Origin of the sequence: Halorussus rarus (assembly GCF_003369835.1) — an archaeon.
GTDB classification, from domain to species: domain Archaea; phylum Halobacteriota; class Halobacteria; order Halobacteriales; family Haladaptataceae; genus Halorussus; species Halorussus rarus.
In genome coordinates this window covers 866,286-887,699 of the sequence record NZ_QPMJ01000001.1, presented here as the reverse complement: position 1 = coordinate 887,699, position 21,414 = coordinate 866,286, and the positions used below count along the sequence as shown (strand labels likewise).

19 protein-coding genes are annotated in these 21,414 nt (G+C 69.6%); 1 reads left to right on the top strand and 18 read right to left on the bottom strand.

What is annotated here, in order from left to right:
• Positions 1 to 49: 49 nt before the first annotated feature.
• The 11 genes from DVR07_RS04500 to DVR07_RS22475 all read right to left on the bottom strand — a co-directional run bounded on the left by DVR07_RS04500 (position 50) and on the right by DVR07_RS22475 (position 9,653).
• The gene (locus DVR07_RS04500; protein ID WP_115795562.1) at positions 50 to 667 is read right to left on the bottom strand and encodes a molybdenum cofactor guanylyltransferase; all 618 of its coding nucleotides are present in this window, start codon (positions 665 to 667) and stop codon (positions 50 to 52) included.
• Between the two features lie 96 nt (positions 668 to 763).
• Positions 764 to 892, bottom strand: coding sequence for a hypothetical protein (locus tag DVR07_RS22480; RefSeq protein WP_255457459.1), 129 nt, complete (start codon positions 890 to 892; stop codon positions 764 to 766).
• A complete protein-coding gene (locus DVR07_RS04495) occupies positions 892 to 2,244 on the bottom strand; it encodes an MFS transporter (protein ID WP_115795561.1) in 1,353 nt (450 codons plus the stop codon). The genes DVR07_RS22480 and DVR07_RS04495 overlap by 1 nt, the downstream gene beginning before the upstream one ends.
• Positions 2,241 to 4,361 (bottom strand): assimilatory nitrate reductase NasA, encoded by a 2,121-nt coding sequence (nasA, locus tag DVR07_RS04490; RefSeq protein ID WP_115795560.1) that lies wholly within the window; start codon positions 4,359 to 4,361, stop codon positions 2,241 to 2,243. Before nasA ends, DVR07_RS04495 begins: the two co-directional genes overlap by 4 nt.
• A gap of 108 nt (positions 4,362 to 4,469) precedes the next feature.
• The gene (locus DVR07_RS04485) at positions 4,470 to 4,766 is read right to left on the bottom strand and encodes a DUF6360 family protein (protein WP_115795559.1); all 297 of its coding nucleotides are present in this window, start codon (positions 4,764 to 4,766) and stop codon (positions 4,470 to 4,472) included.
• On the bottom strand, positions 4,766 to 6,532 hold the full coding sequence (locus tag DVR07_RS04480; RefSeq protein ID WP_115795558.1) for a nitrite/sulfite reductase: 1,767 nt from the start codon (positions 6,530 to 6,532) through the stop codon (positions 4,766 to 4,768). Before DVR07_RS04480 ends, DVR07_RS04485 begins: the two co-directional genes overlap by 1 nt.
• Before the next feature lie 317 nt (positions 6,533 to 6,849).
• On the bottom strand, positions 6,850 to 7,689 hold the full coding sequence (cobA, locus tag DVR07_RS04475) for a uroporphyrinogen-III C-methyltransferase (protein WP_205410970.1): 840 nt from the start codon (positions 7,687 to 7,689) through the stop codon (positions 6,850 to 6,852).
• Positions 7,690 to 8,042: 353 nt separating this feature from the next.
• Positions 8,043 to 8,330 (bottom strand): translation initiation factor eIF-1A, encoded by a 288-nt coding sequence (eif1A, locus tag DVR07_RS04470; protein ID WP_115795556.1) that lies wholly within the window; start codon positions 8,328 to 8,330, stop codon positions 8,043 to 8,045.
• A 148-nt stretch (positions 8,331 to 8,478) separates the two neighbouring features.
• Positions 8,479 to 8,667 carry a hypothetical protein gene (locus DVR07_RS04465; protein ID WP_115795555.1) on the bottom strand — a complete coding sequence of 63 codons (189 nt, stop codon included), beginning with the start codon at positions 8,665 to 8,667 and terminating at the stop codon, positions 8,479 to 8,481.
• A gap of 419 nt (positions 8,668 to 9,086) precedes the next feature.
• Entirely contained in the window at positions 9,087 to 9,416 is a 330-nt protein-coding gene (locus DVR07_RS04460) for a HalOD1 output domain-containing protein (protein ID WP_240147434.1), read from the bottom strand.
• 105 nt (positions 9,417 to 9,521) lie between these two features.
• Entirely contained in the window at positions 9,522 to 9,653 is a 132-nt protein-coding gene (locus DVR07_RS22475; protein ID WP_255457458.1) for a hypothetical protein, read from the bottom strand.
• Between the two features lie 301 nt (positions 9,654 to 9,954).
• Between DVR07_RS22475 and DVR07_RS04455 the strand changes: the two genes are divergently transcribed.
• Positions 9,955 to 11,442: a DUF7289 family protein gene (locus DVR07_RS04455; RefSeq protein WP_162829424.1), complete on the top strand. Its 1,488-nt coding sequence runs from the start codon at positions 9,955 to 9,957 to the stop codon at positions 11,440 to 11,442.
• A 9-nt stretch (positions 11,443 to 11,451) separates the two neighbouring features.
• Here DVR07_RS04455 and DVR07_RS04450 read toward each other — a convergent pair whose 3' ends face one another.
• Genes DVR07_RS04450 through DVR07_RS22300 form a run of 7 tightly spaced genes read right to left on the bottom strand, consistent with a single transcriptional unit; the run spans position 11,452 to position 21,395 of the window.
• Positions 11,452 to 12,243: a DUF7289 family protein gene (locus DVR07_RS04450; RefSeq protein WP_115795553.1), complete on the bottom strand. Its 792-nt coding sequence runs from the start codon at positions 12,241 to 12,243 to the stop codon at positions 11,452 to 11,454.
• Entirely contained in the window at positions 12,236 to 12,769 is a 534-nt protein-coding gene (locus DVR07_RS04445; RefSeq protein ID WP_115795552.1) for a DUF7266 family protein, read from the bottom strand. The genes DVR07_RS04450 and DVR07_RS04445 overlap by 8 nt, the downstream gene beginning before the upstream one ends.
• Entirely contained in the window at positions 12,766 to 14,151 is a 1,386-nt protein-coding gene (locus DVR07_RS04440; protein ID WP_115795551.1) for a DUF7261 family protein, read from the bottom strand. Before DVR07_RS04440 ends, DVR07_RS04445 begins: the two co-directional genes overlap by 4 nt.
• Positions 14,139 to 14,741, bottom strand: a complete 603-nt coding sequence (locus DVR07_RS04435; protein WP_115796299.1) for a DUF7288 family protein — start codon at positions 14,739 to 14,741, stop codon at positions 14,139 to 14,141. Before DVR07_RS04435 ends, DVR07_RS04440 begins: the two co-directional genes overlap by 13 nt.
• A gap of 2 nt (positions 14,742 to 14,743) precedes the next feature.
• A complete protein-coding gene (locus DVR07_RS21340) occupies positions 14,744 to 15,304 on the bottom strand; it encodes a DUF7287 family protein (RefSeq protein WP_449272227.1) in 561 nt (186 codons plus the stop codon).
• Positions 15,305 to 15,306: 2 nt separating this feature from the next.
• Positions 15,307 to 17,331, bottom strand: a complete 2,025-nt coding sequence (locus tag DVR07_RS04425) for a type II secretion system F family protein (RefSeq protein ID WP_115795550.1) — start codon at positions 17,329 to 17,331, stop codon at positions 15,307 to 15,309.
• Complete coding sequence (locus DVR07_RS22300; RefSeq protein ID WP_240147433.1) at positions 17,328 to 21,395, bottom strand: ATPase, T2SS/T4P/T4SS family; 4,068 nt, start codon at positions 21,393 to 21,395, stop codon at positions 17,328 to 17,330. The genes DVR07_RS04425 and DVR07_RS22300 overlap by 4 nt, the downstream gene beginning before the upstream one ends.
• Positions 21,396 to 21,414 lie beyond the last annotated feature (19 nt).

Below are 21,414 nucleotides of genomic sequence, written 5' to 3'. Positions count from 1 at the left end.
CCTCCGTTCTCTCGACGCAACGCCCTGCCCCGCCAGCGTCGGCCGCGCCCTATCGGAGCGACGCCTCGTCCGTCCGCAGGTCCGACCGGGCGTTCACGTTCCGGAACGTGGCGCCGTCGGTGCGCTCGCGGACCGTCGCCTCCGGAACGACGACCGGGTCGAGGCGGTCCAGGACGCCGCCGAACCCCGCGTCGGCCTCCGAGTCGAGCGCGGCGACGCACGCTTCGACGGTCGGCTCGACCCGGTAGACCGCGGCGAGCGGTTGCCGGCGACCGTCGAACGTCGGGACGGCGCCGGTAGCGCCGCGAGCGTCCGCGAACAGCGACGCCAGGAACGCCGGGTCGAGAGTCGGCATGTCGCAGGCCGTCACGACCGCGACGGGCTCGTCGGCAGCGCGGAGACCCGTCGCCATCCCGGCCACGGGTCCGCGGTCGGGCACCGCGTCGACGGCGAACCGCGGGTCGTACGATGCGTCCGTCAGGGCGCGACGGAACGGGTCGACCTGCCCGGCGCGGCAGTTCACGACGAGTTCGTCGACGACCGCGCTCACCCGGTCGGCGGTCCGGCGCAGGAGCGGGTCGCCGTCGAACTCGGCGAGCGCCTTCTCGGAGCCGCCGAACCGCCGCGACCGGCCGCCGGCGACCACGACGCCCGCCCGCGTCGTCACGTCGGACCCTCCGGCCGCGTCATCGCGTCACCACCTCCGCCCGCATCGTCACGGGGACCGCTAACTGGGTCGTCGCGCGGGCCACCCTCCGCATCGTCAGGTGAGGAACCCCGCTCGCCCGGTGAACGCCATGTAGAGCGCGAACACCGTGAGCAGGATTGCGATGACCATCTCGGCGTAGAGGACCGCCTTGCCCCATCGGTACCAGGCGCCGTACTCGGCCATCAGTCGTCGCCTCCCGGGACGGTCGCGGACTGCCCGTCGTCCGAGAGCCACCGGCGGGCCGACCCGATGCCGCGCTCGCGGGGGTCGTCCTCGTGGCGCATCGCCCAGACGTAGAACAGGACGAACGGGACGAAGAACACCGCGGCGACCACCGCGTAGCCCAGGTGGATGTTCGGGACGTAGCCGTACACCAGCGGGTAGACGATGCCGCCGCTGGTGGAGACGCCCCCGATGAACCCCGAAGCGGTGCCCGGTCGCTCGTCGAACAACACCGGCACGATGGCGAAGACGCCGCCGGTGCCGAAGCTGACGGTGACGCCGAAGACGGCGAGCACGACGACCGACGCCGGCAGCGCGCCGGCCAGGCCGGCGAGCGTCAGCGCGACCATCGCCGCCGCGATGAGCACCAGCGCGGTCATCAACCAGTGGACCCGCGGGGAGTACTCCTGGGTCGTCGACAGGAACGGGTAGGGCGTCCACCCCTTGCGCTGCCACAGGTCCGAGACGTAGCCGGAGAACGGCCGGAACAGCGAGGCGTTGAACGACTGGACCGCCGCGAAGGTGCCCGCCGCGGTCTGGATGGCCGCGGTCTGGATGGCCGCGGTCCCGGCGAACCCGAGGTCGCCGATCGCGGCGTCGAACCCCTCGGCGTAGTAGCTCGGCAGCCAGGAGTTCATCGCGATCTCCAGGCCGAACGACATCGCGTAGGCCAGCATCAGCCCGATGGCGGCGTAGCGCGTCCAGACGAACAGCGTATCGCCCAGCGAGGCGTTGCGCCTGACGGTCTCGGCGGTCTCGACGTCGCGGGCGGGCTCGCCCCGCCACTTGTAGACGACCGCGATGAGCAGCGCCACGATACCCAGGTGGAGGAAGGCGTCCGAGAAGTTGGTCTCGTACACCCGCGGTAGTACGAGCGCGCCGACGCCCGCCCCGGCGTTGCCGGTGCCGGCGTACAGCCCCTCTGCGGTGCCGATCTCGTGCTCGTCGAACCACTGGGCGACGTGCTGGATGCCCACGACGAAGCTGATGCCCGCCGACGCCACGACGAGGCGCTCGACGAACAGCACCTCGTAGGACGCCGCGAACGACGAGGCGATGCTCATCAGCCCGGAGTACGCCAGGATGACCGCGAAGACGTTGTGGGCGCCGAGCCGGTCGGCCGCCCAGCCCGCCAGCACCCGGCCCGGCGGCGCGAGCCAGATGGCCGAGCTCGCCAGCAGCGCGAGCTGGCCGGTCGTGAGCCCGTAGAACGCGCCGATGCTCGGACTGAACGCGGCGGTCGAGAACCACATGAGGAACGCCCAGAAGAAGCCGACCGTCGCGATGACCAGCTGCTCGATCTTGTTGGTCACGCGAGCTCACTCCCCGCGGTCTCGACCGCGACCGCCTCGCGGGCGGCGACCAGCCGCACCGCGCACTGCTTGAAGTTCGGCTCGTCCGACCGGGGGTCGGTCGCCGGCACCGTCAGCTCGTTGGTCGCGGGGTGGTGGACGGGCAGCCAGACCAGGCCGGGGCGGACCGCCTCGTCTACCTCGATCCGAGCCCGGACGCTCCCGCGCCGGGACTCGACGCTGACGGAGTCGGTCTCACCGGAGTCGTTCTCGCCGAGGTCATTCTCGCCGGTGTCGGCGAGATGCGCCGCCACCGTATCGGGGTGGATTCGGGCGACCAGGTCCCCGGGGTCGTCGGGCGACTCCCGACTCCGCACGCCCGTGTTGTAGCCGTCGGCCTCCCGCGCGGTCGTCAGGGTGAGCGGGTACTCCTCGTCGGGCGGTTCGGGGAGCTCCCGGCCGGTGCCGCCGGCGAACCGGGCCCTCCCCGAGGGCGTCGGGAACGACCACTCGCCGTCGTGGTGGTACCGGTAGCCCCCGCTCACCTCGGCGTCGGGTGCGGGCCATCGGACCGCGAGCTCCGCATCGAGCCGGTCGTACCCGATGCCCGAACAGTCGGCGGGCGTCCCCGCGGTCAGGGCGGCGAACTCGGCGAACACCGACTTCGGGTCGGTGTTCTCGCCGAACAGCCCGTCGACCAGCGCGTCCCCGACGGTGGTGACGATGTCGAGGTCGGTCCGGATGCCGCTCGGGAGGTCGGTCGCGGGCCGGACCCGCGAGACGGTCCGCTCCATGTTCATCGCGGTCCCGTCGGACTCGCCCCAGGTCGCGGCCGGCAGCACGACGTCGGCGAGTTCGGTGGTCTCGGTCCGGAACGTGTCCTGGACCACGAGGAAGGCGTCGTCCAGCTTCGCCGCCGCATCCGAGGCATCCGGCATGCCCGCGACGGGGTTGGTCGCCACGGCGTACACCGCCTCGACCGGGCCGTCCGCGACGGCGTCGAGGGTGCCGACGGGACCCGGCCCGGAGTCGTCGGGCAGGCGCTCGACCGGGACGTCCCAGGCGTCCGCGACGGTCGCTCTGGCGTCGGCGTCTCCGAAGTCGCGGTGACCGGGCCAGGTCCCCTTCGAGGAGCAGACCCGCGTGCCCATCGAGTTGGCCTGGCCGGTCAGCGAGAACGGCCCGCTCCCCGGCCCGAGGTTCCCGGTCGCCAGACAGAGGTCGATCAGCGCGCCCGCGGTGTCGGTGCCCTGCGTGCTCTGGTTGACGCCCATGCCCCAGTAGACCAGCGTCGGTTCCTCGAAGGCCGCCGCCAGCGTCTCGACGACCTCGGCGTCGACGCCCGCGCGCTCGGCCGCCGTCTCGGGGTCAGGCAGGTCGGCGCGAAGTTCCTCGAAGCCGGCGGTCGCCTCGTCGACGAACGCCTCGTCGACCCGGCCGGTCTCGACGGCGCGGGCGAGGACGGCGCGGGCCAGGTCGAGGTCGCCGCCCGGTTCGAGGGCCACGTGGGCGTCGGCGACCGCCGCCGTCTCGGTCTCGACGGGGTCGACGACGATCAGTTCGCCGTCGTCCCCGCCGGCGCTGTCGGCGATCCACCGGAACATCACCGGGTGGGCGACCGCGGGGTTCGCGCCCCAGACGACGTGGGTGTCGGCCTCGGGGACGTCGTCGTAGGTCGGCGGCGGCGCGTCGCTGCCGAACGCGTCGTAGTAAGCCGTCACCGCGCTCGCCATGCAGAGGGTGGTGTTCGCGTCGTAGTACCGGGTGCCGAAGCCGCCGCGGGCGAGTTTCCCGAGGGCGTAGGCGGCCTCGTTGGTCTGCTGGCCGCTCCCGAGCACGGCGATTCCGTCCCGGTTCCGCTCCAGGATCCGGCCGAACCGCTCGACGATGCGGGCCAGCGCGAGGTCCCAGGTGGTCTTCCGGAGCTCGCCGTCGCGCCGGACCAGCGGCTTGGCGAGCCACTCGCCGTCGGGGTCGGCGGTCTCGCGGACGCCCCGCTGGCAGGCCAGCCCGCGGTTCACCGGGTGGGCCGGGTCGCCCCGAACCGTGTCGAGGCCGTGACCGACGTCGACCCCGCGCTGGACGTGACCGCAGCCGACGGCGCAGCGCATGCACGTCGTCGAGGTCCACTCGGTCACGCCCGCGTCACCTCCCGAGCGGGGTCGGGGCGGTCGATTCGGGAAGCGAGCGGTCTACCGGCCGCTGTCGAAGTCGGATTCTGTTGTGTCGTCATTCGTCTCCTCCGGTCAGCCCCGCAGGCGGCGGGGGCGCTCGCTCCCCTCGTCGTCGATCGCCTCCTCCAGCGCCTCGACCAGCGTCCGGGCCTGGTCGGCCGTGAGCGAGACGCTGTGGGCGTGGGGTTCGACGCGCTCGACAGAGGCGGGGTCGGGTTCGAAGTCGAGGACCACGGTGTCGGGCTCCTCGACCGGCGACCGCACGTCGAGCACCGCGGTCCCCTCCTCGCGCCAGCCGTCGCCGCGGGTCGCCGCCTCGACGAAGTCGAGGGTGGTGTAGGCGGTCACGTCGAGCACGCGGCCCGCCATCAGTCGCCCCCCTCGATGGGCGTCCCGTCGGCCGCGGTGGGCGCGGGGCTGACGCCGTCGTCGAACGGGTACCACGACTGCTTGGCGTCGTGGAGGCAGGGGTCGTCGTACCCGGAGACCTCCTCGGGTTCGGCGAGTTCCACGATGGTCTCGTGGCCGGTGGCGTCGACCCACTCCCGGAAGGTCTGGCCCTCCTCGCGGAGCGCGGCGAACGCCTCGACCAGGTTGCGGATCATCCCCGGCACCTCGTCGGCGGGGACGCGCTGGCGGACCCACTCGATGAACGTCGGCTCCTCGCCGATGCCGCCGCCGACGCCGACGTCGAGCGCCTCGACCATCTCGTCGTCCTTCCGGCCGCGCATCCCCTGGATGCCGATGTCGGCGGTCATCGCCTGGCCGCAGTCGGCCGTGCAGCCCGAGTAGTGGATCTTGATGCGGTCGACGTCCGGCGGGAGTTCGGTGTTGTCCCGGAGCCACCGCAGGGTCCGGGCCGTCCGGGCCTTGGTCTCGGTCAGCGCGAGCGAGCAGAACTCCGTGCCCGTGCAGGCCATCGCGCCCCGGGTGAAGGGGTTTGGCTCGGGCTTGTGCTTCTTTAGCAGGGGCTCGTTCAGCAGGTTCGCGAGGTTCCCGTCGGGCACGTCCGTGATGATGGGGTTCTGGCGGCGGGTCAGCCGGACCTCGCCCGAGCCGTAGGCGTCGGCGAGGTCGGCGAGCTCGATGGCCTCCTCTGCCGCGAGTCGACCCACCGGCACCGAGAGGCCGACGTAGTTGCGGCCGTCCGTCTGGTCGTAGACGCCTACGTGGTCGTGGGCGCCGCGCTCGGTCGGGCGGCCGGCGTTGTAGGTGTACTCCCCGCGGAAGCTCGTACCGGCCCGCTCCAGCTCGAAGTCGAGTCGGTCTGCGAGCGCGTCGCGGATCTCGTCGGTGCCCCATTCGTCGACGAAGAAGCGCGCCCGGTTCTTCGAGCGGTTCTGTCGGTTCCCCTCGTCGTGGTAGAGTTCGACGAACGCCCGGACCGTCTCGTAGGCACGCTCGGGCCGGACGAACAGGTCGAGCGACCGGGCCCGACGGGGCTCGCGACCGCCGAGACCGCCGCCGACCCGGACGTTGAAGCCCTTGACCTCCTCCCCGTCGACGAACTTGTGGGCGGGTTCGAGCCCGACGTCGTTGATGGAGTCCTGGGCGCAGCCCTGGCGACACCCCGTCACCGAGATGTTGAACTTCCGGGGCATGTTGCAGAGCGCGTCGTCTCCCCGAATCCCCGCCTGGATGTCGTCGAGCAGGTTGCGGGTCTCGACGTACTCCTCGGCCTTGCCCGCGACCGGACAGCCCGAGATGTTGCGCATGGTGTCGCCGCCGGCCGAGCGCGAACTCACGCCGACGGACTCGAGCTTCTCCCAGATCGCGGGGACGTCCTCGAGCTTGATCCAGTGGAGCTGGACCGACTGACGGGTGGTGAGGTCGATCCACGCGTCGCCGAACTCGGGGTTCTCGACCGGGCCGGCGGCGTACTCGCGAGCGACCTCGCCGATAGCCCGGAGCTGGCCGGGGTCGAGCACGCCGCCGCAGTTGGTCAGCCGCATCATGAAGTAGCTCTCCTGGCCGCTGCGCTGGTGGAACACGCCCCAGAACTTGAACCGGGAGAACCACGCGTCCTTCTCGTCCTCCGGGATGGCGTCCCAGCCCCGGTCGGCGAACTCGAGTATCTTCTCCCGCACCTCGTCGCCGTACAGCCCCTGCTTGTACTCTTCTTTTTTATGAGCCATGACCGCCCTCCGACTTACGAACGTCTAGAACGGGCTCGATTAGCTCCTCGTATGTACACGAATTCACGGTTGATATCGAAAATGAACGCTTCCTAAAGGCTACTGCTATTACGTCCTAATATTCTCCTTTCTCACGTGAAGAGTGCATACTAGGAAACAAGTGGGGTTCCAGAAAGGGAAAATAATCCCTGGATAGTTTTAGAACGTCATTTTCTGGCAATGGCTCTGAGGGGCGGGCGAGCGCGCCAGCCGTCGGTCTTCAGATTCTCAAATAATTCAGCCCCCTCCACCGCAAGTACTGCCACCGACCCGGTCAATCACTCGACGCCCCTGTTGTCGGAGACGGGGCGCTCGGCCCCGCCGACGGCGCCGGTCGCGCCCGCACCCCGCAGGTACTCCGCGACCCGGCCGCGGACGTCGACCACGTCGCCGACCACGGTGACCGCGGGCGGGTCGACGCCGACTCGGCGGGCGCGCTCGACGATGGTATCGAGCGTGCCGGTGACGGTGAACTCCGCCTCGCGGGTCGCCCGCTCGACCATCGCCGCGGGCGTGTCGGCGTCGAGGCCGCGCTCGCGGAGCGCCGCGACGTTGTCGGGAAGCCGGCCCACGCCCATCAGGACGACCAGCGTCCCGCCGGCCGCGACGTTGCCCGCCAGCGACTCCCAGTCGAGCGCGCTCTCGGCCTTGGTCGGGTCCTCGTGGCCGGTGACCACGGTCAGACTCGAGGCACAGTCGCGGTGGGTCGGCGGGATGCCCGCCACCGCGGGCGCGGCGACGGCGCTCGTGATCCCTGGGACCACCTCGAAGTCGACGCCGGCGGCCGCGAGGTGCTCGCTCTCCTCGCCGCCCCGGCCGAACACCGTCGGGTCGCCGCCCTTGAGCCGGACGACGTCGCGGCCGCTCCGCGCTTTCCGGACGAGCAGGGCGTTGATCTCCTCCTGAGTGGTCCGCTCGCCGTCGGGGCCGGGTTTCTTGCCCACGTCGACGACCTCGGCGGAGTCGGGACACGTCGCGAGGACGTCGTCGCCGGCCAGCCTGTCGTGGAGGACGACGTCGGCCTCGTCGAGCAGGCGCCGCGCCTTGACGGTCAGCAGGTCGGGGTCGCCCGGCCCAGCGCCGACCAGGTACACGGTGCCGTCGCTCGCGAGGGTCACCTCGCTCCCTCCCGGAGTCGGTCGCGGTCGAGGCGCGCTGCGGTAGTCATCGTCTTGGCATCGCCGACCATCCGTAAAAAATTTCGTGTGCGTGCAGATTATCCGATTGTTGCATCCCATTCCACACCTATAATCCGATTATACACGTTGTATGTATTGTGATTGGGTAGGGAAGTCGACGTTCGGTCTGCAGTCCTCGGGGTCATCGAAATTGCCAGTGCGCCGCATGCGGTGACCGTCGCGCGCCACTCGGCCCGGCGGTGGCTATCGGTTACCGACGAGCGGACAGCGAGAAACAGCCGCCGTTGTCGACCTCGTCGGAGTCAGACGTTGATGTGACCTTCGCGCCGGAGTCAGACGTTGATGTGACCTTCGCGCCGGAGCTGGTCCTGCGCGGAGCCGTCGTACCGCCACTCGATGTCGGCCTTCTCGTCCTGCCAGTCCCACGGCTCGCACAGCACGATGTCGTCGCGACGGATCCAGATGCGCTTGCGCATGCGGCCCGGAATCCGGCCCATGCGTTCAACGCCGTCGTTGCAGCGAAGGCGCACGCGGTTCTTGCCGAGCATCTCCGTCACGATGGCGAACTGCTCGTCGTCGTCGGGCATGCGGAGGTTCCGTCGTCCAGATTCTTCACTCACAAGCGTGATAGGTGGCGAGGACTTTTAAACGGTTCTATCGTGGGACGGAGTGACGGGGCCCGTTCGTACGGGCGAGTTTGCGGTCCGTACCCCGGTCGTAGGGGGAACCAGGGTCGGACGAGCGACGCCGAACCGACCCCGGAGCGTCTCAGAAATCCGCCCGGGAGATCCACTCGCGCGCGACGGTCACGAACCACGCCATCCACACCGCGAACGCGACCAGCCACGCCGCGTACCGGACCAGCGGGTCGGCGGCGACGAACGCGACGGCGAGAATCGCCCCGACGACGGCGAGCGCGGCGAGGTTGCGATAGGTCGGTCCGAGGAGTTCGCGCATCCGGCGGACGTACGCGGCCCGACCACATCACTGTTGGCCGCGAGCGGACCGACGACCGTCGGACTATCTCATTCCGGTCGGCCCGCGCGGCGCCGCGGTCCCGGTCGGCCGGGTTCGCCGCCGGACTCGCTCGTCCCGCCGCGGATAGCCACGCCACCGCGCCGAGCGCGAGGACATGACGATGCTCGCCGTTCCGATGACGACCAGTCGGACGTCGTCGCCGGTCCCCCGACGGCGACGACCTGCAGCACCGCCGCTCCCACCAGAACGGCGACGAGTCCGACGAGTCGTCGGTCGAAGCGGTCCGAGACGGTTGACACGTGCTACCGCATCAGCCGCACCGTCGAAATACTGTCGCCGGATCCGCCCGAAAGGAGTGACTGGAGAGTCCGGCCCACAAATACAGGCGCGCGTCGCCCTTACTCCTGGACGACGACGCGGCCGCTCGAGTAGACCGTGACCTCGTAGACGTCGTACGGGAACGACACCGAGAGCTCGTCGCGGAGGTCGCCGTAGCGTCGGGTGTGGAACAGCATCTGGAGGGCGTCGCAGTCCACGACCGAGCTCAGGGGCGTCATCCGGGCGGGATCGCGCTCCACGATCTCCGAGAGCGCCATCGCCAGACCGGTGCACACTTCGCCCGCCAGCATGTGATCGCTGATGTCCAGGACGTAGGTAGAGGTGACCCCGCCGTCCCCGGACGGTGACTCGATCTCCACGGGCTCTATGTTGTTTCTCGACATGCTCATTCGATAGCTATGCTCTCTCAGGGTGGACCCTACAAAGGTCTACCGGTAGTCCAAAGTACCAGATGGCGGCCGATTTTCGGTCCTGGTTCGACGGCGTCGCGTCGGCTACCGGTCGGCGAGCAGGTACACCCCGATACCGACGAACATCACGAGACCGCCGAGGATGAACGTTCCCGGAATCGGGAGGACGAACAGTCCGGCGCCGAGCAGCATCACGACTGTCGAGATGTTGGGCACACGTCCACTACTGTCGACACGCGGGTATCAGTTGTGGGCGGGCCCCTCGGTAGACGGGACCGGCGACGGACCGGACTGCCACCGGCGACCCTGCGGTCCGTTCCACCGACCAGATGATCCGGACCGCGGTTCCGTCCCGCCGACCGGACGACTCGACTCGCGGACCCATTCCACGGACTCCTTCCGACGCCCGGTACCGATCGGCCGCGCCGAGCGAACCGGAAGGGCGGCGTCCGACCGCAGATTCGCGGTCCGATTGCCCATCAGATTTAAGCTATCCGGCCCGAAACGAAGCGGAAACATGTCGCGAGCGAGCGGTTCGCCGGACCGGGGCCAGACCGAGACGCTCGGCGTCGTGCTGCTGCTCGCCGTCACCGTCGCCGGGACCGGCCTCATCCTCGGCTACGGCGGGGCGTCGCTGGAAGACACCCGTTCGTCGGCCGAGCTCCGGCAGGCCGAACTCGCCATGACCGTCTTCGACTCCCGGGCGGCGAAGGTGGCGCTCGGCGACGCCGACGTCCAGACGGTCGACTTCGGCGGAACGACCGGGACGTTACACCCCGAGCCCGGAGCGGGGAAGGTGACCATCGAGCACGTCAACTACGACGGGAACGGCAACGACAGAGTCATCAACGAGACCACCCTCGGGGCGCTGGTGTACGAGAACCGGGACACGGAACTCGTCTACCAGGGAGGCGGCGTCTGGCGACGCGACGGGAACGGCGGCGTGTCGATGGTGTCGCCGCCGGAGTTCCACTACCGCGGGTCGACGCTGACGTTCCCACTGGTTCGAGTGACCGGCTCCGGCGGCGCCTCGGGAAGTTCGACCGTCCGGGTGACGTCGGGCGCCGCGATGGAACACGTCTACCCCAACGCGTCCCGGACGTATCCAGACGGGACCGCATACGCGAATCCCTCGGAGCACGGACAGGTGCGGATATCCGTCGAGAGTCGGTTCTACGAGGGGTGGGCGACGTACTTCCGAGAGCGGACGACCGCCGAGGTCGACGCCTACGAGGGCAACCAGACGGTCGTCGTCAGACTCATCAGCACGGGCGACACGGGCTTCTTCGAGATGCCGGGCGAGGACAGTTCGGTGGACGTCCGGGGCGTCGGCGGTCACGGGATGTCGAACTTCCGGGTCACCGTCCGGCCCGACGACGCCGACAGCGCGAACTTCGCCAACCTCAAGTGGTCGATGTACGTCGACGAGGGGGCCACGGAGTTCGAACTCCACGTCCGCAAGAGCGGCGGTTCCGACTGCAGCATCACGGCGTCGGCGACGGTCTACTACTCGACCGACGACGGGAACACCTACCACGGATGGTACGCGCCGGACGCCTTCGAGTCGGAGTGCGGCGACTTCGACGCCGACGGGGACGACGAGATCCGGATGGTGCTGGACTTCGCCGACGACGACCCGGCCGAGTCCGGCGGCATCCACGACGTCGAGACCGGCGACCCGATGCTGACGTACCAGGGGCTGTCTTCGGGCGAGACTCTGGAGTTCAATCCGTCGGGCAGCACGCTCGACGGCTCGGCGAGCCTCGGCGGCCACGGCGTCTACTGGGAGTCGAAGTCCTACGCCTCGGGCGATCAGGAGTCGCTCGACCGACTCCTCAATCACTACTTCTCCGAGCTGGGCAGCTTCGATCTCACCGTCGCCGACAAGGGAGGGGACACGGTCAACGAGGGCGCGTCGTACGGCACCATCGAGTACGGCGGCGGCGGCAGGTACATCACGTACCTCCACGTCACCGAGAACGAGATCGAGGTCGAGACGAAGTAGTCGCGCGCCTCAGGTGAACGAGACGTCGACTCGGACTGCGGTGACGTACAGCCGCTGGACGTCGAAGGTGCAGATGACGGTGTCGTCCGGGGCCTCGCAGGCGTCGTCGGTCCACGGAATCCGCTCGTTGAGGGCAGCCACCCACAGCTGTGCGCGCGTCGGGGTGGTCTCCATCGTGTACGTGACCTCGTACTCGTCAGTTCCGTCACCGTCGGGGTCGCTCGACGGGGTCCGGTGGGCGCCGAGCACCTCCGACCCGGCCTTGTCGGTCCGGATGCGAACGGTCGAGGAGCCCCCGACGCTGGCAGTCCCCGTCCTGCGCGTCTGGACGAGCGGAATCACCGCCGTCCGCGTCGCGCCGTCCCGGAACATCGCGCCGGACTCGTGGCGGACGACGCCGCCGACGCCGGGGCGCTCCCGGAAGACGGCGCCGTTCTCGTAGACGAGTCGCGCCGGCGAGTCCGCCGGCGCGTACGCGATCGGTTCGAGGGTGGTGCTGTAGGACGGCGTCGGCGACCCGGCGCCGGCCACCTCGACGGTCAGGGTGGTCTCGTCCCCGTAACCCAGCGTCGCGTCCGAGAGCTTGATCTCGGTCGCCCGGCTGGGCGCGCCCCTGTGGTGGAGGTCGGCGACGTTGTCCGCCAGGATGTCGAACGCCCGCTCGGCGTTCGAGAGCCGCTCCTCGGCCCGGACGTCCTGGAGCCCGGAGAACCCGACGGTGTAGACGATGGCCGCGGTCGAGGTGATCAGCGCGAACACCAGCACGAACCCGACCACGTCGCTGACCCCGCGTTCAGTCATCCGCCACCTCCAGCTCGTAGGTCGAGTCGGCGTCGGGGTCGGCGTACCGAATACTGACCCGGCCCCCGTTCGTCGACGACGACGCGACCGAGATCTCCAGCGCGAGCGGGAGCGCCACGGTCACGTCCGACCCCGTCGCGGTCAGCACCAGGCACGTCTCGCCCGGACAGGGCTGTCCCGGGCCGGGTTCGACGAGGTCGACGGTGTACGACCGGCCGGCGACCTCCCGCGGGAGCCGTCGCTCGATCCGGACGGTGTCGCCCGCGTTCGCGGTCGCGGCGAGCTCGTCGGCCGCCGAGAGGTCGGCCGCGAACTGCTGGCCGACGACCCGGAGCTCCGACCGGACGGTCTGCTTGCGCTGGTCCTCGACGATGCCGCCGCTGGCGACCAGGAGCCCGGTGACGACCAGGGTCGCCACCGTGAGGTTCAGCACGTAGCCGAGCGCGGTGGAGACCCCGCGGTCGTCCCGGGCGAACAGCCGGCCGGTGTCGCCCCGGCTGACTCCCCGCTGCGAGGCGCCCCTCACGGCGGACACCCCGACTCGTCGCCGTCGTCGTCGTGGCGCTCGGTCGCGCCGCGCTCGTTGCCCGCCGCGTCGGTGACCGTGATGCGCACGTCGTAAGTCGAATCGGCCGCTCCCGCGTCGGTGAGCGTGGCGGACCCCGGGCCGGCCTCGGCGCCGCTCAGTCCCTGGGTCGTCGACGCCACGACGGTGCCTGCGGTGTCGAGGAGTTCGATCTCCAGGCTGTCCAGGTCGCCGTTCGGGTCGGCGACCGCCCAGTCGACGGTGAACGCGCCGTCGTCGGCCGTCGGGTCGGTCACTTTGAAATGGGTGACGACCGGCCGGGTCGCCCCGGGCCCGGGTTCGCCCGCCGCGGCCCGCACGTCGGTCTCGTAGGTGACCGACTCGCTGTCGTACCGGAACTCGACGGTGGCCGAGTAGACGGCCGCGGTCGCGTAGGGCGACCCGCTTCCGGGGCCGTCGGCGTAGGTCGGTCCCTCACAGTGCAGGCCGTAGTTGGCGTCGTCGACGCGGTCCTTGAGCGGGTCGTCGGTCCGGTGGCCGGCCCGGTCGACGGTGAGCTCGTAGGTGCCCGCGACGTCGTCGCCGTTCACGTAGTAGACCGCGACCGGTCCGTTCGCCTCGTCGAGGAACGAGAGGGGCTCGCAGGCCCGGCCGTCGACCGTCGCCCCGGTGAGGTCGACGGTCGCCGTGCCGTCGGCGGCGCAGGAGCCCACGGCCGACTCCTGGTCCTCGTCGCGGACCATCACGCCGACGCCGCCGCCCGCGTCGTACAGCGCGACCTGCCACTCGTTCGAGCCGGTGGCCTCGCGAACCTCGACGTAGAAGACGTCGGACGCCGTCTCCGGATCGAAGGGCGCGCTCGCGCCCGTCAGGTCCGAGGCCGATACCTCGGCGAGCCGGAACTGCCGGACCTCGACCGGAGCCGCCACCAGCCAGTTGGGAGCGGCGTAGCCGAGCGGGTCGGCACCGGCGGTCCGCGGCGTGAACTCGGCGACGCCGTCCTGGGCGATCCTGGTCCCCTCCATCCCGCGCGCCCGGGTGACCCGGAACGTCCGGCCGGCGACCGCCCGGTGGCGGACCGCCATCGGTCGCCAGTCGGCCAGCGCGGTCGGGAGCCGAGTCCCGTAGAGGGTGGCGTAGTCGTCGCCCGCGTGGTTCTCGTTCGCGCGGTCGGTCAGGCCGCCGACGCCGTCCCGGACGCTCTCCCTGACGTCGACCGCCGCACCGACCCCGGCGTCGTCGCTCCGGCTCGCCAGGTTCTCGGTGTAGATGGCGGAGTTGAGCACGACCGCCACCGCGACGAGCGAGACCGCGAGCGTGAGCGCACCGACCAGCACGAGCTGTCCCCGGTCGCGTCCGCCGGCGTCGGTCACTGGCGCCATACTGTCACCTCCACCGCGACGACGTTGTAGACGCCGCTGCTCGTCCCCGCGTCGGGCGCGTAGAACGAACTGCCGGACAGCTCGGTGTCGGTACGGTCGGCGACGCCGTCGCCGTCGGGGTCGTCCCGGAGCACGTCGTCGTCGTACAGCGTCAGTGCTGTCGTCGCGGTCGCCGCGTTGTCGCTCGGTTCGCCCCGGTAGAGCATCCGCTGGCGGTGGCGCCGACCGTCCGAGTCGACGTAGACCAGGTGGACGTTGACCGAGATGCCGCGGTCCTCGAACGCCCGGGTCAGCGCGTCGAGGAACCGGTTCGGCGGCGTCCCCGGGTCGGTGTAGTGCTGTCCGTTGTCCGCGCCGCGGAACTTCGCGTTGGTGGCGTCCCAGAAGAGGACCGCGCTCCGGAGCGCCCCCGACTCCTCGGCGGTCTGGAGGACGCCCTCGGCGGTGGCCCGCTGCTGGTTCTCGATGTGCTGGCTCGACGTGCTCCCCGAGAGCGGCGTGACCGCCGTCACCTGGTAGGCGAACACCAGCGCGCTGACAAGCAGGAGGCCGGCCACGACGCCCTCCAGGGTGTGTGCCTGCGCCCGCACGGTCACCACGTCCTCACGAGTAGGGTCGCGTCCCCGTGTTGTATCGAGACCACCCGGCGAGCGACCGCGACCGAGCCGGTGTCGTCCGGCGGGGCGTCGCCGGCCTCGAAGGTCGTCGCGCAGGACTGGTCGCCGGTCTCGTCGATAACGACGTCACCGTCGCCGTCGGCGTCTCCGTCGGAACAGAGCAGGTCGGGGTCGCCGTCGCCGTCCGCGTCCTCGCCAACGAGCCGGACGTTCACGTCCGCGTCGTTGGCCAGACCGAGCCGGTCGCGGAGCGTCGTCCCGCCGTACCGGCAGTCAGCCGGCGACGATTCGGCCGGCGGACCGCTGTCCGCGAAGAACGCCGCGGTGCACGACGCGTCGAGGACGAACGGCTCGGCGCCCGCGGCCAGAAGCCGCCGACCGAGCTGGTCGGCGACCCGGTCGGCCGCGACGACCGCGGGGCCGTCGCCGCCCTCGAACGGCTGGAACATGCCCGGCAGGAAGGTGACGACGAACGCGACCGTGACCAGGAAGATGCTCATTCCGACGGCGAAGTCGAGAGTGGTCTGTGCGCGCATGGTTAGATGAACGAGAAGACGACGAGCGCGACGGTCGGCAGCACGACGGCGAACTTCACGCCCGACAGCAGCGAGGCGTCCCGGATGTAGCCCGCGATGAACCCCGACAGGACCGCCTGAAGCGTCACGGCGTGGAAGAACAGCATCGACAGCAGGTTGGTGTCGATGCCGCCGCCGAACTGGGTCGCGCCCGAGCCGCCGCCCGACGAGGCGGCCTGGCCGGCGAGCCCGGCCATCACGTCGAGGAACTTCACCTTCAGGATGGCCATCACCGCCAGCAGGGTGAGGTAGGTCATGATGATGATGACCACCTGCATCCGGGAGCGGGACTTGCGCTCGCGGGCGATGTCGTCCTGGTTCTCGCTGGCCTGGGCCGCGGTCGAGAGCACCGCCGAGATCTGGCTGGAGGCCTCCTGGGCCTTCGAGACCAGCTTGACCGTCCGGGCCAGTCGCGGGATGTGGTACCGGTTGTTGAACTCGATGAGCGCGGCCTTCAGGCTCATGCCGTACTCGACCTTGGCGTGGACCACGTCGAACTCGTCGGCCAGCTTCCCCGAGGAGGTGTCGGCGACCGTCCGGATGGATTCCAGCAGGGTCAGCCCGGTGTCGTTGGCCGACGACAGCTTCCGGAGGTTGTCCGAGAGCTTGTCGACGACCCTGTTCCGCGACCGGACGTTCCAGGTGTGAAAGACGGCCAACGGCAGGAAGTTGACGTACACCGGGACGTAGACGTAGATGAACGTGCCCCAGATGGGATTCGCGACCATCCCGTCGAAGGTCCGGGGCGCGACGCCGGTCCAGACCGCGTTGCCGACCAATACCAGCGACGCCGGGACCGTCAGCCCCAGGATGAACAGGGGGTGTTCCCGGAAGAAGACGTGGGGCTGCTTCAGCAGCGAGACCGTCTCGTAGGTCCCCTCGCGGCTCTTGATGCGGTCGAACACCGAGAACTCGCCGACGTACCGCTCGACCAGCCCGAGGTGGAGCAGCCCCGCGCCGGTGGTGGCCTCCAGCCGGTCGCCGCCGTCCGAGGGATTGAGGTAGCCGTCGCCGGGGTCGTCCTGCTTGACCGTCGAGACCAGCACGAGGAAGCCGACGCCCGTCAGCGGAATCAGGCCGTAGACGGTCGCGTACAGCATCGACTCCTGGGCCTGGCCGAGCATCGACATGATGACCAGGATGATGATGAGCAGCAGCGGGAACAGCGAGAGGGTCATGTACATCTCGCCGAACAGCTCGAGGGTCTCCAAGGTCATCTCCTGCTGCTGCTTGGCGGTCCGCATGTGCTTGTCCTTCTTGTCGTCGAGGAAGTCGCTCATGTCCCCGCCGGAGTTGACGATCGAGAGCATGTCGGTCAGGAACTGGCCGAGCTCGTCGCTCGGGGTCTCGAGCGACCGCTTCCGGATGGCGGTCCGGTAGTCGGTGTCGAAGTACTCGGTCTCCTGGACGATGGACTGGAACTCCCGGGAGACCTCGCCGTAGGTGTCGTCGGCCTTCGCCATCGCCTCCAGTATCTCGAGCTGGTTGAGCCCGCCGACCGACAGCGCGTACATGAACGAGATGGCGTCGGGCAGCAGCATGTTGATCTCGCGCTCGCGCTCGCTGGCGCGCATGTACGGGATGCCGACGACGACGCCGAAGCCGATGCCGAAGCCGATGGCGCCGAAGACCAGGCCGCTGACCGCGACCAGCGAGGGAATCTTGAACGTCCTGATGATCCACGCAACCGTCTCGTTGGGCACCGGGACGCCGATGAGCACGCCCACCTCGACCACGCCGGTCACGAAGAGGACGTAGCCGACGAGCGTGCCGAGCAGCCAGAGGACCACGCCGGCGAGGACGCCGACGGCCAGCCCGCGAGAGAGGTACAGCTCGACGGTGTCGGGCATCCGGGCCTCGGCGAGCTTTGTCTCGACGTCGGCCACGAAGTCGCCGTCGGCGTCGAACAGGTAGTCGAACAGGGGGTAGAACGCGTCGGCCAGCGAGTCGGCCGACCGCTCCGGCGAGGCGGCGTTCCCGGTGCTCATCTGGCGTCCTCCTCGCCGTCGCCGTCGGTGGACTTCCCGTCGCCGTCGTCGAACGCGGCCTCGAAGTCCCCGAACGCGTCGTCGCCGGCCCTGTCGATCTCGTCGGCGTCGCCGACCTCCCCGTCGGCGCTTCCGACCTCCCCGTCCGCATCGTCGGCTCCTCCGTCCGCATCGTCGCTATCGTCGTCTGCGGCGGCCTCGTTGTAGACCTCCGGGAACTTCCCGAGCTCTCCGGCGTCGTTGACGTTTCGGACGCTGTCCTCCGGGCCGACCGACTCGGTGTCCTCGAACCGACTTCCGCCGTACGGATCCGCGACCGATCCGTCGCCGTCGAAGGCCTCGCCGAGGTCGAGGTCGGCCTCGCCGGACTCGGTCTCGGACCCGTCGTTCGCGCCGGGTTCGGCCTCGATCTCGGCGGGCGCGTCGGTCGGCTCGGCCGACTCCGCCAGCGCGACCGCCAGCCCCTCGACGTCGGCGTCGGCGCCCCGGTAGTCGTCGAGCAGCCGGTCCTCGGCCTCGGCGAGGATGCCCTTCGAGAGCTCGTAGGTCTCCCGGCCGGGGTCGGGCCGGGGCACCATCTCCTCCTTCTTGGGGTCGACGTCGATGGAGACGCTCTCCATCTCCCGGAGGTCCTGGAGGCTCTCTTCGAGCTTCTCGTTGGCGACCAGCGTCAGGATGGTGTCGGGGTCGTTGATGAACGCCTGGACCGTGGCGGCGACCTGGGTGTACTCGTTGAGCCCGTTCTTGATGAGGTACGCCAGGATGACCCGGCGCTTGAGGATCTCGCGTTCGAGCTGGTCGCGGTCCCATCCGCGGTCGAACATGATCTCGTCCATGGTGTTCGACCCCGACAGGCGCATGAACTCGTCGTCCTCGGCGCGCCACTGGAAGATGTCCTGGACGTTGATCTCGTCGTTCTCGGCGTTGTACTCGTTGATCTCGGTGAGCGACTTGTTCCGGCGCACCTTGCTGCCCTGGACCCGGGTCTGGGTCTGGATGGAGACCAGGTCGAGCGCGGTGAACAGGGTCTTGGAGACGTTGATGGGCTCGGTGGTGAACCGCTTGAGCACCTCGCCGACCGTGTCGGCGTGGAAGGTGGTGTAGGTGGTGTGTCCCGTCGACATGACCTGGAAGAGCGTGCGGCCCTCCTCGCCGCGGATCTCGCCCATCACGATGTAGTCGGGGCGCTGGCGGAGCGCCGCCTCCAGCAGGTCGAACTCGTCGACGTCGCCCTTGTCGTCGTCGCTGAACGACGGGCGGGTGACGCTCGCGATCCAGTTGCGCTGGGGGAGTTCGACCTCCCGGGTGTCCTCGATGGAGACGATCTTCGAGTTGCTCGGGATGAACAGCGACACCGCGTTCAGGCTGGTGGTCTTCCCGGACGCCGTCCCCCCGGCGAAGATGAGCGACTTGTGGTTCTCGATGGCGAGCCACATGAACGCCATCTCCTCGAGCGAGAAGGTGTTCCAGTTCACCAGGTCGACCGGGGTGAACGGCACGTCCTTGAACTGCCGGATGGTGTAGTTGGTGCCGTGGTCGCTCACCTCGCGGCCGAGCGTCAGCTGAGCGCGCGAGCCGTCGGGCAGCGTGGCGTCGACCTGCGGCTGGCGCTTCGAGATGCCTTTCCCCGACCGCTGGGCCATCTTGACCACGAAGTCGTCGAGTTCGCCCTTACCGTGGTAGACGTTGGAGATGACCTGCTCGTGGTCGGTGTGGTAGACGAAGACCGGGGAGTTGTACCCGTCGACCGAGATGTCCTCGACGTTGATGTCGTGCTTGATACCGTCGATTCGCTCGTAGCCGATGAAGTCCCGCCGGAGGTAGTACAGCAGCTTCTCGGTCTGGTACTCCGAGAGGGTCTCGTCGTCCTCCTCGATGAGCACGGGCTCGGGCCGGACCATGATGCCGTCGAGACCGCCCTCGTCGTCGGGCTCCAGCTCATCGATCTTGGCCTCGACCGCGGCCCGGACCTGCTCGCGCAGCGACCCCTCGGCCTCGAAGTCCAGGTCGAGGTACTCGTCGAGCCGGATTCGGGGGCCGTCGTCCGCGTCGGCCTCCTCGTCGGCGGTTTCGAGGAAGTCGGCCTCGTCGTCTTGCGCGTCCGGCAGGTCGGCGTCCTCGCCCGCCCCGGCGTCGGCGTCTCCGGTCACAGGTGACTCTGGCGATTCAGGTGAGTCCGATTCCTCGACGACACCGGTCGCGGTTTCGGGATCGGAAGTCGAGTCGTCGCCAACTGCTCCCCCGTCCGCGACGACCTCGTCGGTCTCACCGTCGGCGTCCGGCGAGGGTTCGGCTCCGGCGTCGGCCTCGACCGTCGACTCCTCGTCGACATCGCCGATTGCTTCGCCGTCCGGCGCGTCTTCGGCAGCGTCCTCGCCGTCGTTTGCGGCTGCCTCGGCCGCCCTTCGCTCCCTGTGTTCTTCGATGGCCTCTCGGAGCGGTTCGACCGCGGCGTCGGTCTCCTCGCGGAGCCGGTCGACGTAGGCCGAGACGGCGTCTCTGGCGTCGTCGTAGCGGTCGAGCAGCTCCCGGAGCTGGCGGGCGCGCTCGCCGTCGTTCTCGGCGTAGAGGTCGTAGCGCGCGAGCAGCCGGAGGGTCTCGCGCTCGATGACCTCCTCGCGCTCCTCGGCCTCGGCCTCGACCACGACGTCCTCGCTGGAGTACTTGATCGACGACCGGAGCTTCCCGGTCAGGAACTCGGTGAGGTCGTCCTCGATGGGGGTGCAGTAGGGCTCGACCAGGTAGTACTTGGTCTCGTTCTCCTTCTCGGAGTGGAAGATGACCACGAACGAGTAGGGCTTGTTGACCCAGTAGCGGTCGACCTCCCGGAAGTGCTGCTTCTTCGGGAGCGCGACCTCCTTCTCGAGGTCGTAGCGGTTCGCCACCGTGGTGTGGCCCTCGACCGTCGAGAAGAACGCGTCCTCGTCGAACTCCTCGGGGACGTCGAGGGTGCGCTCGTCCTCGATCTGCAGGAGCTTCCGGGCGTCGTGGGCGCCCTCGGCGAGCAGTTCCTCTAGGTCCTCCTCGGGGAAGCCGAGCCACTCCTCCTTCTCGAAGCGCTCGATCTCGCCCGCCTCGTCGCGGGGCCGCTCCGGCGCGGTGACGCTCGTGTCCGCGTAGTAGTACTCGTACTTGAAGTGCTCCCAGTAGTACTCGCCCTTCGTGACGGGCGTGGTCGCGGGGTCGAGCCACTCCTCGAACGACGCGCTCAGGTCGGTGACCGCGACCCCACCTTCGAAGACGCTGTCCGGGACGTCGTCGTGGCCGGTCCACTCGCTGCGGTCGAACGGGACCACCTCGCCCGACTCGTCGCGAGGCCGGGCGATTCCGTCCTCGTCCCGGTCGTAGTAGTACTCGTACCGGAAGTGCTCCCAGAGGTAGTCGCCGAGCGATACCGGCGTCGCCTCGGGGTCGAGGAAGTCCTCGAAGTAGGCGCTCAGCCCCGCAGCGGTCTCGGCGGCGCCGGCGACCCGGTCGCCGGTCTCGTCGGGGTCGTGGCCGAGGTGCTCCTCCGGGTCGAAGGTGTAGGGCTTGCCCCGCCAGTTGGTCGGCGGGCTCCCGTCCTCGTAGAAGAACTCCTCCTTGAACGCGTCCCAGTCGTACTCGCCGACCGTGACCGCCGCGCTGGCCAGTTCGTCGTCGCTGATGTCGAGCGGTCCCGGGCCCGCGTCGTCGTCCTGCGATACATCGTCGCCTTCGGACGACGCTTCGTCATCGCCTGACGGTCCCGCGTCGCGCTCGGACCCGTCGTCGCCTTCGGGCGAGTCCCCATCTTCCTCGGTCGCGTCCGACTCATCCCCCGGTGAGTTCCCGTCCCCTTCGTCCCCGTCACCATTCTCTCCAGCCACGTCGTCCGCGCCCTCGTCGTCAGAGTCCGCTTCGGCCGCGTTCTCGTTCCCGCGGTCGGCCTCGGCCCCGTCCCCGTCGCTGGCGTCGACCTCGCCCGTGTCCTCGTCCGGACCGTCCGCCTCTTCGTCCCCGTCGTCGGCGTCCGCGCCGTCTGAAAACGAGATGCCGTCGTCGTCGGGCGGGTCCTCGCCGTCGGCGTCGCGTTCGTCGCTCATTTGCTGTTCCCCTCGGCTG